Source organism: Streptomyces sp. NPDC059853 (genome assembly GCF_042731495.1).
GTDB lineage: Bacteria > Actinomycetota > Actinomycetes > Streptomycetales > Streptomycetaceae > Streptomyces.
The window spans coordinates 1-11,535 of the sequence record NZ_JBHWJL010000114.1; the positions used below are offsets into that span (position 1 = coordinate 1).

At 73.5% G+C, this 11,535-nt stretch carries 15 protein-coding genes and 3 tRNA genes; 15 read left to right on the top strand and 3 right to left on the bottom strand.

The window, feature by feature from the left end; all coding sequences use genetic code 11:
* Nucleotides 1–268 precede the first annotated feature (268 nt).
* The 7 genes from ACFV5N_RS14580 to ACFV5N_RS14610 all read left to right on the top strand — a co-directional run bounded on the left by ACFV5N_RS14580 (nucleotide 269) and on the right by ACFV5N_RS14610 (nucleotide 3,618).
* Complete coding sequence (locus tag ACFV5N_RS14580; RefSeq protein WP_385598830.1) at nucleotides 269–454, top strand: hypothetical protein; 186 nt, start codon at nucleotides 269–271, stop codon at nucleotides 452–454.
* Nucleotides 455–491: 37 nt separating this feature from the next.
* The gene (locus tag ACFV5N_RS14585) at nucleotides 492–1,232 is read left to right on the top strand and encodes a hypothetical protein (RefSeq protein ID WP_385598833.1); all 741 of its coding nucleotides are present in this window, start codon (nucleotides 492–494) and stop codon (nucleotides 1,230–1,232) included.
* Nucleotides 1,229–2,134, top strand: coding sequence for a DUF6895 family protein (locus ACFV5N_RS14590; protein ID WP_385598835.1), 906 nt, complete (start codon nucleotides 1,229–1,231; stop codon nucleotides 2,132–2,134). The genes ACFV5N_RS14585 and ACFV5N_RS14590 overlap by 4 nt, the downstream gene beginning before the upstream one ends.
* Entirely contained in the window at nucleotides 2,131–3,285 is a 1,155-nt protein-coding gene (locus tag ACFV5N_RS14595; RefSeq protein ID WP_385598838.1) for a serine hydrolase domain-containing protein, read from the top strand. Before ACFV5N_RS14590 ends, ACFV5N_RS14595 begins: the two co-directional genes overlap by 4 nt.
* A 69-nt stretch (nucleotides 3,286–3,354) precedes the next feature.
* Nucleotides 3,355–3,426 (top strand) — tRNA-Gln (locus ACFV5N_RS14600).
* Between the two features lie 22 nt (nucleotides 3,427–3,448).
* A tRNA-Glu gene (locus tag ACFV5N_RS14605) sits at nucleotides 3,449–3,521 on the top strand.
* A gap of 24 nt (nucleotides 3,522–3,545) precedes the next feature.
* Nucleotides 3,546–3,618, top strand: a tRNA-Glu gene (locus tag ACFV5N_RS14610).
* A 52-nt stretch (nucleotides 3,619–3,670) separates the two neighbouring features.
* Here the strand turns inward: ACFV5N_RS14610 and ACFV5N_RS14615 are convergent.
* Nucleotides 3,671–4,306: a MerR family transcriptional regulator gene (locus ACFV5N_RS14615; protein ID WP_385598840.1), complete on the bottom strand. Its 636-nt coding sequence runs from the start codon at nucleotides 4,304–4,306 to the stop codon at nucleotides 3,671–3,673.
* Between the two features lie 133 nt (nucleotides 4,307–4,439).
* On the opposite strand from ACFV5N_RS14615, the gene ACFV5N_RS14620 reads away from it, so the two are divergent.
* The gene (locus ACFV5N_RS14620; RefSeq protein ID WP_385598843.1) at nucleotides 4,440–4,922 is read left to right on the top strand and encodes a DUF4188 domain-containing protein; all 483 of its coding nucleotides are present in this window, start codon (nucleotides 4,440–4,442) and stop codon (nucleotides 4,920–4,922) included.
* Between the two features lie 4 nt (nucleotides 4,923–4,926).
* Here the strand turns inward: ACFV5N_RS14620 and ACFV5N_RS14625 are convergent, their stop codons facing one another.
* Nucleotides 4,927–5,661 (bottom strand): IclR family transcriptional regulator, encoded by a 735-nt coding sequence (locus ACFV5N_RS14625; protein WP_026047726.1) that lies wholly within the window; start codon nucleotides 5,659–5,661, stop codon nucleotides 4,927–4,929.
* 152 nt (nucleotides 5,662–5,813) lie between these two features.
* On the opposite strand from ACFV5N_RS14625, the gene leuC reads away from it, so the two are divergent.
* The 5 genes from leuC to ACFV5N_RS14650 all read left to right on the top strand — a co-directional run bounded on the left by leuC (nucleotide 5,814) and on the right by ACFV5N_RS14650 (nucleotide 9,261).
* The gene (leuC, locus tag ACFV5N_RS14630) at nucleotides 5,814–7,238 is read left to right on the top strand and encodes a 3-isopropylmalate dehydratase large subunit (RefSeq protein WP_385598845.1); all 1,425 of its coding nucleotides are present in this window, start codon (nucleotides 5,814–5,816) and stop codon (nucleotides 7,236–7,238) included.
* A 3-nt stretch (nucleotides 7,239–7,241) separates the two neighbouring features.
* Nucleotides 7,242–7,835, top strand: coding sequence for a 3-isopropylmalate dehydratase small subunit (gene leuD / locus ACFV5N_RS14635; protein WP_385598847.1), 594 nt, complete (start codon nucleotides 7,242–7,244; stop codon nucleotides 7,833–7,835).
* 163 nt (nucleotides 7,836–7,998) lie between these two features.
* Complete coding sequence (locus tag ACFV5N_RS14640; RefSeq protein ID WP_247484543.1) at nucleotides 7,999–8,253, top strand: hypothetical protein; 255 nt, start codon at nucleotides 7,999–8,001, stop codon at nucleotides 8,251–8,253.
* Between the two features lie 125 nt (nucleotides 8,254–8,378).
* Nucleotides 8,379–8,957, top strand: a complete 579-nt coding sequence (locus tag ACFV5N_RS14645; protein ID WP_385598849.1) for an HU family DNA-binding protein — start codon at nucleotides 8,379–8,381, stop codon at nucleotides 8,955–8,957.
* A gap of 100 nt (nucleotides 8,958–9,057) precedes the next feature.
* A complete protein-coding gene (locus tag ACFV5N_RS14650) occupies nucleotides 9,058–9,261 on the top strand; it encodes a hypothetical protein (protein WP_385598852.1) in 204 nt (67 codons plus the stop codon).
* Here the strand turns inward: ACFV5N_RS14650 and cofC are convergent.
* A complete protein-coding gene (gene cofC, locus ACFV5N_RS14655; protein WP_385598867.1) occupies nucleotides 9,233–9,892 on the bottom strand; it encodes a 2-phospho-L-lactate guanylyltransferase in 660 nt (219 codons plus the stop codon). The genes ACFV5N_RS14650 and cofC overlap by 29 nt on opposite strands.
* 186 nt (nucleotides 9,893–10,078) lie before the next feature.
* Between cofC and ACFV5N_RS14660 the strand changes: the two genes are divergently transcribed.
* On the top strand, nucleotides 10,079–10,879 hold the full coding sequence (locus ACFV5N_RS14660) for a lysophospholipid acyltransferase family protein (protein ID WP_385598855.1): 801 nt from the start codon (nucleotides 10,079–10,081) through the stop codon (nucleotides 10,877–10,879).
* Between the two features lie 47 nt (nucleotides 10,880–10,926).
* A partial coding sequence (locus ACFV5N_RS14665; RefSeq protein ID WP_385598870.1) for an NAD(P)H-dependent glycerol-3-phosphate dehydrogenase occupies nucleotides 10,927–11,535 on the top strand: 609 nt, incomplete at its 3' end.

Here is an 11,535-nt window from a genome sequence, read left to right on the forward strand (position 1 = left end):
TTGGGGGGGGGGGGGGGGGTTTGGGGGGGGGGGGGGGGGGGGGGGGCGGGGGGGGGGGGGGGGGTGGGGGGGGGGGGGGGGGGGGGGGCCGGGGGGCGGGGCCCCCGCCGGGGCCGCCCCCCCCCGGGGGGGGGGCCCCCCCCCCGTGCACCGGGGGGCGGTGGCGGGGCATTCCGCCCTCAAAATGCGACATATCGGGTGACGGCGTAGCGTTTTGCCCCGTCAGTATCGCTGACATCGCAAAGCACCCGATATGAGGAGGCAATGCATGCTCGCGCAGAAGACACTCCCGCTCGTCGCCGACCCCGCGGAGGCAGCCGCCGCGCAGGCCCTGATGACCGAACCGGAGGCGCCGCTGAGCGACGCCCCGCTCTACTCACCCGAAGCGGCCGGAGCCCTGCTCCTGCTCCTGCTGCTGTCGCCGAAGACCCCCGCGGAGCCGGGCGACCGGTGAGCCGCGGGCCGGCTCCCGGCGGACTGCGGGAGTGCCCGTGACGACGGGATCCGCCGAACGCGCCGCCCGTGCCGTGTACACGGAAGCGACCGCCGCGCTGGCCCGCCGTGTCCTCGATGCCCTGCGGGGGGTCGGGGACACAGCCCCGCTCGCCCGGTTCACCGAAGCGGCCACCGACCCCAAAGCCGCCCTCGCCGCCGTACGCGTGCTGGGCGCCGATGTCCTCGCCCCCCACGCCCTCACCGGCGGCACCCCGCACCCCCGCGACCTCGCCGTCATCGCCCAGGCCACCGCCGTCTTCCCGGCACCCGTCCTCACCGCGCCGCCGCCCGAAGGACCGCTGGAGAACTGGGCCATCGCCTGGCGCGACTGGGCCACCGGCCGGCTCATCGCCGCCCTCGGCGACGGCGCCGCCGACGACACACCCCAGCCGCCCGCCGCCCCCGTCCTCACCGACATCGCCGACTGGCAGCGCTGGTCGGGCGTCTGCGCCCGGCTGGCCACCCTCGCCCTCCCCGGCGTCACCGGCCCCGTACCGGCCGTCGTCCGCCGCCACCCCGTTGCCCTGGCCCGCGGCACCACCCGCGCCCTGCTGCGCCGTGACTACCCCACCGCCGCCCGGCTGGCACGCTGGCTGGCCGCCGCCCACCGGGACGGCGTACCGCTGCCCCTGGACCCCGCCGCGCTCACCGAGCACATCGCCCTGCACGCCGCCGGCGAGCCCCGGCTCGCCCTCGATCTGGCGGTGGCCCGGCTGCTGCTGGGGAGGACCGCATGACCACCGCCGTCACCCCGATCGCCCACCAGGTGGCCATCCGCGCCTTCGGCTGGCTGCTCGCCCACCGCGACCACGGCGCGCTGCCCGAGGGCACCACCGCCGACCTCGGCGACCCCAACAGCGTCTACAAGCCGCTCGGCGAGGCCGCCCTCGCCGGTTCCCTGGTGCTGCGCGAATCCGCGGCGGGCAGCGAGCGCATGCGGGCCGCCCGGGAACTCCTGGACTTCGGCTGGCGGCAACTGCGCGAGGGCGACCTGCTCTACGAACGCCAGCTGCGGCACGCGCTGCTCACCGACCCGCTGGAGATGTACGCCCACTTCGTCCGGGCCGGCTACCGCCACCCCGGCATGGACGCCCTGCTGCGGCACAACGCGGGGCTGCGCTCGGTGCGCGCCGCTGAAGTCGTGCCCAACCGGCGGCTGGCCATCGCCAACGCCGCCCGGCTGGCCGGACTCGACTACGGCTACGACTGGGCCGACCTCACGCGCGCCACCTGGCTGGGCGCCGCCCCCGAACCGTGGGCGATCGACTGGATGACCGCCTACTCCATGACCCACACGGTCTTCCACCTCACCGACTGGGGCGCCCGCCCCGAGGAACTGCCCGCGGAGATCGCGAGCTACCTCACCACCTGGCTGCCGGTGTGGACGGACATCTGGCGCGAGGTCGCCCAGTGGGACCTGGTCGCCGAGCTGATGATCGTCGGCTCCTGCCTGCCCGACCCGGTGTGCGACCCGGCCGACTGGGCGGCGCTCGCCGCCGTCCAGCACCCGGACGGGCTGGTGCCGCGCGACGGCGAACCGGTGAGCGAGGACCCGGCGCGGCGGTTCGCCGACCACCAGCACACCGCCGTGGTCGCGGCCGTCGCCGGGAGCATCGCGGTCTCCCGCACGCTGACATGACGCCGCCGGACGCGTTGCGCCGGAACGCGAGGGACGCGGCCGCCGCCACGGCGCTGCACCGGGGGGCGGCGGACCCGGTGGCCACCGGACTGCTCGCCTCGCTGGCCGCCGCCGCGCCGGGCGCCAGCACCGTGGCGGTGGCGGTGCACCGCGCGGGCGAGCGCCTGGTGGCGGTCGGCGGACGTACCGCGCACCACGCCACCGGCCGTCCGGCCGAACCCGGCACCCGGTTCGCCCTCGGTTCGGTCACCAAGACCTACACCGCCCTGCTGCTGGCCGAACTCACGGCTTGCGGCGAGGTCGGGTACGACGACCCGATCGACCGCTTCCTGCCGCCCGGCGCCGCCCCGTACCGGCGCGTCGGCGGCGCGCCCATCACGCTGCTGCACCTGGCGACGCACACCTCGGGGCTGCCGAGACTGCCGCCCGGGCTGCTGCGCAGCGCCCTGCCGCGCTGGTTCTCCAACCCGTACGCGGCCTACGGCCCCGGCGAGCTGCTGGCCGCCCTGGCCCGCACCCGGCCCTCGGCCGCCCCGGGCACCCGGGTGCGGTACTCGAACTTCGGGGTCGGACTGCTCGGCATGCTGCTGGCCCGTGCGGCGGGCGAGCCGTACGGCGGGTACGAACAGGCACTGGCGTCCCGGGTGCTGGGGCCGCTGGGGCTGCACCGCACCGGCGTGAACGCCGGGGCGGCCGGGGACGCCACCGGGTACTGGCACGGCCGGGCCCGGCCGCCCTGGCGGATCCCGGGGCTGGCCGGGGCCGGCGCGCTGCACGCCGGGCCCGATGAGCTGCTGCGGTACCTGGAGGCGCTGCTGGACCCGGTGCGGGCGGCGGGGGGCGAGGGCCCGCTGGCCACGGCGCTGGCGGAGGTGGCCAGGCCCCGGCTGGTGGTGCGCCCGGGGGAGGACCGGATCGCGCTGGTGTGGAACGCGCGGCGGCGGCCGGGGCATCTGCTCCTCTTTCACTCCGGGGGGACCCGGGGGTGCACCGCGTTCGTGGGATTCAGCCCCGAGCGGCAGGTCGCGCTGGCCGCGGTGGCCAACCGCGCGCCCGCGCTGGACGGGGCCTTCATCCAGCGGGCGTATCTGCTGCTGAGAGAACTGGCGGGCGGGACAACTCGTTTTGGAGCACCGTCGCCCATCGGGTAATGTTCTTCCTGTCGCCGGGCCAGCCCGGCGGACACCAAGCAAAACTCCCCGCAAGGAGTTGCGATTTGGTGGGCTATGGTGTAATTGGCAGCACGACTGATTCTGGTTCAGTTAGTCTAGGTTCGAGTCCTGGTAGCCCAGCGCGATCTGCTCGCAGATCACCGCCCCCGTTGTGTAGCGGCCTAGCACGCTGCCCTCTCACGGCAGTAGCGCCGGTTCGAATCCGGTCGGGGGTACGGATCCTTCGGGATCTTGTGTGGGCCCCCGTTGTGTAGCGGCCTAGCACGCCGCCCTCTCAAGGCGGTAGCGCCGGTTCGAATCCGGTCGGGGGTACGCGGTATCAGCCCTCCTTCTCACCCCGGTGAGAAGGAGGGCTTTTCGCTGTTCAGGACGGGCCGCGCAGCCGCTGGCTGGCGGCCTCGGCCTGGGCGAGGCGGCGCAGGCTCAGCAGGACGGGTTCGTAGAGCACGGTGAGGGCGACGGCGGCCTCCAGCTGGGTGGTCGGCGAGGCGAACTCCCCGATCAGCGCGATCTCGTGCGCGGCGAGCCCGTCGGCGGCCGCCCCGTACGGCAGCAGTTGCTCCACGGTGCACGGGTAGCCGAGCCGCAGCAGGGCGGCGAGCGCGGTGACCAGCGCCTGGTGGGCGGGGTTGTCCGGCACGATCCGCCAGCCGAGCCGCCGCTGGAGTTCCTCGGCGAGGGCCTCGGCGGTGACGACCGTCTCATCGCGCCGGCGCGGCGGCGCCGGCTGGGGGAGGGCCGCGACGGCGGTGCCGATCCGGGTGAGCTGGTCGGCCCGGTCGTCCTCGATGGCGGTGAGCACCTCCCGGGCGGTGGCGACCGGGATCCGGCCCACCTGGACCAGCGCCCGGACCAGCCGCAGCCGGCGCAGATGCTCCTCGCCGTACTCGGCCTGGGTCGCGGAGATCCGCTCGCCCGGGGGCAGCAGCCCTTCCCGCAGGTAGTACTTGATCGTCGCGGTGGTCACTCCGCTGCGTTCGCTCAGTTCCGCCAGCCGCATACGGCCCCCAGCCCATTTTCTCCGGATCCCCCTTGCGCGGATGCGTTGGGGAGTGGCACTATCCAATCATGGATAGCGCAACTATCCAAGGTGTGATCGGTTGTGCGAACGGAGCGGAAGGGCGGGGTGCGGCATGAGCCGGAAGATCGTCGAGGGCCGGATGACGGCGGCGGCCACGGGGGAGATCACGCTGTTCCTCATCGGGATGCGGATCAACAGCTTCTGGCGGGTGCGCCACTGGTGGCCGGTGCTGACGGCGATGCCCCGGATGCTCCGGGAGCTGTCCGCCGATCCGGACAGCGGGATGCTGGGGTACCGGCTGCTGCTGGGCGGGCCGCGCTCCATCCAGGTCGTGCAGTACTGGTCGTCCCACGAGCGGCTGCTGGCCTACGCGTCGGCGCCGGAGGGGGAGCACCGCCCGGCCTGGGCGGCGTTCAACCGGCGGATACGCCAGGGCCGGGGCCGGGTGGGCTTCTGGCACGAGACCTATGTGGTCCCGGCCGGCGCCCACGAGTCCATCTACCTGAACATGCCGGTGGGCGGTCTGGGCGCGGTCGGCGGGGTGGAGCCGGTGGCGCGGCGCGGCGAGCGGGCGGCGCAGCGGCTGGAGGTGTGAGCGGTCAGTGACCGCCGCCGCGCCGCAGCGCCTCGGTGAGCCGGCCGGCGGCGTCGATGAGGGCCTGGGCGTGCATCCGGCCCGGGTGCCGGGTCAGCCGCTCGATCGGGCCGGAGACGGACACGGCCGCCACCACGCGGTTGGAGGGGCCGCGCACCGGGGCGGACACCGAGGCCACCCCCGGCTCGCGTTCACCGATCGACTGGGCCCAGCCCCGGCGGCGCACCCCGGAGAGCGCGGTCGCGGTGAAGCGGGCGCCCTGGAGGCCGTGGTGCAGCCGCTCCGGCTCCTCCCAGGCGAGCAGGATCTGGGCGGCCGAGCCGGCCTTCATCGGCAGGGTGGAGCCCACCGGGACGGTGTCCCTCAGCCCCGACAGCCGCTCGGCGGCGGCCACGCAGATGCGCATGTCGCCCTGGCGCCGGTAGAGCTGGGCGCTCTCCCCGGTGAGGTCGCGCAGATGGGTCAGCACGGGCCCGGCCGCCGCCAGCAGCCGGTCCTCGCCGGCCGCCGCCGCCAGCTCCGCCAGCCGCGGGCCCAGCACGAACCGGCCCTGCATGTCGCGGGCCAGCAGCCGGTGGTGTTCCAGGGCCACGGCCATGCGGTGCGCGGTGGGCCTGGCCAGTCCCGTGGCCGACACCAGCCCGGCCAGCGTGGCGGGGCCGGACTCCAGCGCGCCCAGAACCAGGGCCGCCTTGTCCAGTACGCCCACTCCGCTGGAGTCGCCACGTGAATTGTCCATGCAACGATACTCGCGTCTCACACTGTGAAACGCAAGTTCCTTTTTCCCGGGAAGACGCCACCCTGGACTGCCGGGGCCCGCGATGAGGTGGGCCCGGCCACCGTCCGGTACGCGGGGAGCGGACGGCGGCCACATGGAGCGGAGGGAACGCGATGGGACGGACACTGGCGGAGAAAGTCTGGGACGACCATGTCGTCCGGCGTGCGGAGGGAGAGCCCGATCTGCTGTTCATCGACCTCCACCTCCTGCACGAGGTGACCAGCCCGCAGGCGTTCGACGGACTGCGCAAGAGCGGCCGCGCCGTGCGCCGCACGGACCTCACCATCGCCACCGAGGACCACAACACGCCCACCCTGGACATCGACAAGCCGATCGCCGACCCGGTCTCCCGCACCCAGCTGGAGACCCTGCGCAAGAACTGCGCCGACTTCGGCGTCCGGCTGCACTCCCTGGGCGACGACGAGCAGGGCGTGGTGCACGTGGTCGGCCCGCAGCTGGGGCTCACCCAGCCGGGCACCACGGTGGTCTGCGGAGACAGCCACACCTCCACCCACGGCGCCTTCGGCGCGCTGGCCTTCGGCATCGGCACCAGCCAGGTCGAGCACGTACTGGCCACCCAGACGCTGCCGATGGCACCGTTCAAGACCATGGCGATCACCGTCGAGGGCGAGCTGCCCGAGGGCGTCACCGCCAAGGACCTGATCCTCGCGATCATCGCCAGGATCGGCACCGGCGGCGGCCAGGGCTACGTCATCGAATACCGCGGCGAGGCCATCGAGAAGCTCTCGATGGAGGCCCGCATGACCATCTGCAACATGTCGATCGAGGCCGGCGCCCGGGCCGGCATGATCGCCCCGGACGAGACCACGTTCGCCTATCTGCGCGGGCGCGACCACGCCCCCGTCGGCGCCGAGTGGGACGAGGCCGTCGCCTACTGGAAGACACTGCGCACCGACGAGGACGCCGTCTTCGACCACGAGGTCGTCATCGACGCCGCGGCGCTGGCGCCGTTCGTCACCTGGGGCACCAACCCCGGTCAGGGCGCCCCCCTGTCGGCCGCCGTGCCCGACCCGCAGCAGTACACCGACCCCAGCGAGCGCCTCGCCGCCGAGAAGGCCCTGGAGTACATGGGCCTGACCGCCGGCACCCCGCTGCGCGACATCTCCGTGGACACCGTCTTCGTCGGCTCGTGCACCAACGGCCGCATCGAGGACCTGCGCTCCGCCGCCGACGTGCTCCGGGGGCGCAAGGTCGCCGACGGGGTGCGGATGCTGGTGGTGCCCGGGTCGGTCCGGGTGGCCCTGCAGGCCGTGCAGGAGGGTCTGGACAAGGTGTTCACCGAGGCGGGCGCCGAGTGGCGGCACGCCGGCTGTTCCATGTGTCTGGGCATGAACCCCGACCAGCTGGCCCCCGGCGAGCGCTCCGCCTCCACCTCCAACCGCAACTTCGAGGGCAGGCAGGGCAAGGGCGGCCGTACCCACCTGGTCTCCCCGCAGGTGGCCGCCGCCACCGCGGTCACCGGCACCCTCGCGTCCCCGGCCGATCTGGCCGGCGTCCCCGTCCCCGTGGAGGTCTGAGCCATGGAAGCATTCACCACCCACACCGGGCGGGCCGTGCCGCTGCGCCGCTCCAATGTCGACACCGACCAGATCATCCCGGCCCACTGGCTGAAGAAGGTCACCCGGGACGGCTTCGAGGACGGCCTGTTCGAGGCATGGCGCAAGGACCCGGAGTTCGTTCTCAACCGGCCGGAACGCTCCGGCGCCACCGTGCTGGTGGCGGGCCCGGACTTCGGCACCGGTTCCTCCCGCGAGCACGCCGTGTGGGCCCTGCAGAACTACGGCTTCAAGACGGTGATCTCCTCCCGCTTCGCCGACATCTTCCGGGGCAACTCGCTCAAGAACGGCCTGCTGACGGTGGTGCTCCCGCAGGAGACCGTCGAGGCGCTGTGGCAGCTCACCGAAGCCGACCCGGCCGCCGCCGTCACCGTCGACCTCGTCACCCGCACCGTGACGGCCGAGGGCATCGAGGCCGAGTTCGAACTGGACGAGAACGCCCGCTGGCGGCTGCTCGAAGGGCTCGACGACATCAGCATCACGCTGCAGAACGAGGACGCCATCGCCGCCTTCGAAGCACGCCGTCCCGCCCACAAACCGCGCACGCTGACCCTCTGAACCACCGTGCCCCCGGGCGTCGTTGACCCGCGCCCGCAATCGCCCGCCCCCGACCGGCCCTCCGGACGGGGGCGGTGGCGTGTGACCGGCCGAACGACCTGGCGGGACACGGCTATTGGGACCTTACCGGGCGAGAGCGGATGCAAGGTGGCACAATCGGCGTATGGAACGCGACGGTCAACCTGAGCTGTACGACCTCGTCGCCGCTCGGCTGAAAGAGGCGCACCGTGCGGTGCGTACCGCACAAGTGCCCGAGCCCGTACGGCAGGCCCTCACCCGGAAGCTGCTGGTGATCACGGCGGCGGCCAAGCAGGACCTGCCCGGTGCCGCCCGCCGCCTGGAGCGGCTGATCGCGGACGTCGACGCCGGGCGCGTCCCGCCCGATCCACCGGCCCCGCGCCGTGATGGAACCGCGTGATGGTCGAGTTCGTTGCGACACAAGGGTGATTCGCCCGTTTCACGTTTGATTTGCGGAATATATCTGCCTAACGTGCGAAAAAGCTTGAACACATTCGTTCCAGCCATGCCTGCGAAGGGGAAGACGTGAACAAGGCGCAGCTCGTAGAAGCGATTGCAGACAAGCTCGGCGGCCGCCAGCAGGCCGCGGACGCGGTGGACATCGTTCTCGATGCCATCATCCGGGCTGTGGTGGCCGGGGAGCGGGTCTCGGTGACCGGTTTCGGGTCGTTCGAGAAGGTCAACCGCCCCGCCCGCTACGCGCGCAATCCGCAGACCGGCGAGCGGGTCCGGGTCAAGAAGACCTCCGTCCCCCGTTTCCGGGCGGGGCAGGGTTTCAAGGACCTGGTGGCCGGTACCAAGAAGCTCCCGAAGAACGACGTCGCGGTGAAGAAGGCCCCCAAGGGCAGCCTCTCCGGTGGCACGACCACCAAGAAGGCCGCCACGAAGAAGGCCACCGCCGCCAAGAAGGCCACCGCAAAGAAGGCCACCACCGCCAAGAAGGCCACCGCGAGGAAGGCGACCACCGCCAAGAAGGCCGCCACCGCCAAGAAGACCACGGCGAAGAAGGCCCCGGCCAAGAAGACCACCGCCAAGAAGGCTCCGGCCAAGCGGGCCTCGGCCCGCAAGACCACTGCCAAGAAGGCCACCGCGCGCCGCGGGTGAACCGCGGCAGCGAAGCCACCGTCCCGCGGGCCGGACTCCCCACCGGGGAGCCCGGCCCGCGCGCGTGTGCCCGCCCCCGGCGCCGCACTACGATGCCCGCATGCAGGCCACCGCGTACACCTTCGACACCGACACCCGCAGCGGCAGCGTGCTGCTGGACGACGGCACCCCCGTGGACTTCGGCCCCGACGCCTTCGCCGCCGGCGGGCTGCTGCTGCTCCGCCCCGGTCAGCGGGTCCGCATCGAGACCGCCGACGGCACCCCGGCCGGCCCCATCACCCTGGTGACACTCCAGACACTGTGACCCGGCGGACCGCGCACGCCGTGCGCGGTCCCACCCCCAGCACCAGCGCCCGCCGCAGATCCGCCCCCGTGTCCACGTCCTGCCGCACACTCTCCACCCCGGGCAGCACCAGCTCCACCGCCCCCGAGTCCCGGTGCCGCGCCCGCGACGCCCCCTCGAACGCCGGGGCCAGCGCCGCCTCCTCCCGCGCCGTCAGCACCGTCGTGCCCACCCCCGCCGCGTCCGCCACGAACGCCCGCGGATGCGCCGCCGCCGCGGCAAGCACCCGCGCCAGCTCCACCGGCCGCAGCGCGGGCAGATCGGCGCCCAGCGCCGCCACCGCCGCAGCACCCCGCCGCAGCCGCACCACCTCCGCGCCGTGCGCCAGCGCCGCGTTCAGCCCGCCGCGCGCGACGTCCGGCACCACATCGGCCCCCAGCCGCGCCAGCCGCCGCCCGGCCACCGGATCATCCGTGACAACCGCCACATCCCGTACCGCCTGGCACGCCAGCGCCGCCGCCACCGTGTCCTCGGCGAAGGCCAGCACCAGCCCCGCGCGCCGCTCCCCGGCAGCCACCGCCACCAGCCGGCTCTTCGCCCGCGCCAGCGGCTTCAGCGGCACGATCAGCGACCATCCGGCCTGCTGCGGCATCACGTTCCCCTCCCGGTTGCGGACCTCCGCCCAGTCTGCCTCCCCGTGACGGGCCCCGGGACGTAAGGTCACAGGATGCCCACGGGGCAGCGATGCCCCGCTGGACAGCCAAACCGCCTGGAGCGACACTTGTCCGGCGCTCCCGCAAGGCCGTGCCGGAGCAGTGCAAGAGGAGATGGTGTCCGAGTGTCCCGCCGCCGAATCGGCCTCTATTACCGATGCGCCGCGTTTCTGGTAAAACCCCCGATGCTGATCCTGTTCAAGCGGGACTGGCGGGGCCAGGAAAACATTCCGGGCCACGGCGGATTCATCACCGCCGTGAATCACAACTCCTACCTCGACCCGCTCTCCTACGCCCACTTCCAGTACAACACCGGACGCGTTCCGCGCTTCCTCGCCAAGGTCGGCCTCTTCAAGAGCGGCTTCGTCGGATTCATGATGCGCGGCACCGGCCAGATCCCGGTCTACCGCGAGACCTCCGACGCCGCCGGCGCCTTCCGCGCCGCCGTCGAGGCCGTCAACAAAGGCGAGTGCGTCGCCTTCTACCCGGAGGGCACCCTCACCCGCGACCCGGACCTGTGGCCCATGAGCGGCAAGACCGGCGCCGCCCGGGTGGCCCTGCTCACCCGCGCCCCGGTGATCCCGGTGGCCCAGTGGGGCGCCCACGAGGCGATGCCGCCCTATGCGAAGGAACGCAAGTTCCGGCTCTTCCCGCGCAAGACCCTCACCGTGGTGGCCGGCCCCCCGGTCGACCTGAGCGACCTGTACGACAGCGAACCCACCGCCGAGGTGCTGCGCCTCGCCACCGAACGCATCATGGACGCCATCACCGGACAGCTCGCCGGCATCCGCCACGAGCAGCCGCCGGCCCAGCGCTACGTGCTCGAACGGGAGCGTACGGCGCCCCCCGCCGCCCGTCCGGACACCACCGACCGTGCCCCCGCCCCGCTCCCGCGGAGCCAGGACGTCAAGGAGATCAGCGAGTGACGCGCGTCGCCGTGTTCGGCAACGGTTCCTGGGGGACCGCCTTCGCCATGGTGCTGGCCGACGCCGGGGCCCGGGTCTCGCTGTGGGGCCGCCGCGCGGCCCTCGCCGAGACCATCAACAGCACCCGCGTCAACCCCGACTACCTGCCCGGCATCCGGCTGCCGGACGGCGTGCACGCCACCGCCGACCCGGCACGCGCCGCCGAGGGCGCCGAGTTCGCGGTGCTCGCCGTGCCCTCCCAGACGCTGCGCGAGAACCTCGCCGCCTGGACCCCGCTGCTGCCCGCCGACACCGTGCTGGTCTCCCTCATGAAGGGCGTGGAACTGGGCACCAGCAAGCGGATGAGCGAGGTCATCGCCGAGGTGACCGGCGCCGGACCCGAACGCATCGCCGTCCTGTCCGGCCCCAACCTCGCCCGCGAGATCGCCGAACGCCAGCCGGCCGCCTCCGTCGTCGCCTGCCGCGACGAGGCCGTCGCCCGCCGCCTCCAGGCCGCCTGCCACACCGGGTACTTCCGCCCGTACACCAACACCGACGTGGTCGGCTGCGAACTCGGCGGCGCCGTCAAGAACGTCATCGCGCTCGCCGTGGGCATCGCCGGCGGCATGGGCCTGGGCGACAACGCCAAGGGCTCCCTCATCACCCGCGGCCTGGCC